Source organism: Tsukamurella sputi (genome assembly GCF_007858445.1).
Lineage (GTDB): Bacteria > Actinomycetota > Actinomycetes > Mycobacteriales > Mycobacteriaceae > Tsukamurella > Tsukamurella sputi.
On record NZ_VIGV01000027.1, the window covers coordinates 1 to 840 of the forward strand.

Sequence of the window (840 nt, forward strand, 5' to 3'; positions counted from 1 at the left end):
TGAAGTCGACCCGGTAGGAGCGCGGGTCCGCCCCCGCCTCGCCGGTGATGTTGAGCGTCGAGCCGGGGACGGCCGCCACGACCGACTCGGCGATCTCCGCGACGGTGAGGTTGTTGCGCTCGGTGCCGATGTTGTAGGCCCGGCAGGAGATGTTCTCGACGGGCGCGGTCAGGCACACCGCGAACGCGCGCGCGATGTCCTGGGCGTGCACCAGGGGCCGCCATGGCGTCCCGTCCGAGAGCACCTTGACCTCCCCGGTCAGCACCGCGTAGCCCACCAGGTTGTTCAGCACGATGTCGGCGCGCAACCGCGGGGAGAAGCCGAAGGCGGTGGCGTTGCGCAGGAAGACCGGCGCGAAGCCGGAATCGGCGAGCGCCGCGGCGTCGTCCTCGACCCGGACCTTGCTCTCCGCGTAGGGCGTCAGGGGGCGCAGCGGGGCGTCCTCGTCGACGAGTCCGTCGCCGGCGGCGCCGTACACCGAGCACGTGGAGGCGTACAGGAACCGGGACACGCCCGCCTCCTTGGCCAGGCGCGCCAGCCGGGTGGAGGCGTGGTGGTTGATGTCGTAGGTGATCTCCGGCGCGAGGGCGCCCAGCGGGTCGTTCGACAGCGCGGCCAGGTGGATCACCGCGTCGAAGCCCGCCAACTGCGCCACGGTCAGGTCGCGCAGGTCGACGGCGATCGTGGGGGTGTCGTCGGCGAGTCCGCCGAGAACGCAGTCCGCGAAGTAGCCGGTGTCGAGGCCGACCACGTCGTGCCCCTCCGCCCGCAGGATCGGGACCAAGACGGTGCCCAGGTACCCCTGGTGGCCGGTGACGAGAACTCTCATGACGGGGAACC

1 protein-coding gene is annotated in these 840 nt (G+C 71.5%); it reads right to left on the minus strand.

What is annotated here, in order from left to right; genetic code table 11:
- The coding region (locus FK268_RS22990; RefSeq protein WP_146437767.1) for an NAD-dependent epimerase/dehydratase family protein at positions 1–829 on the minus strand (829 nt) is incomplete at its 3' end.
- Between the last annotated feature and the right edge of the window lie 11 nt (positions 830–840).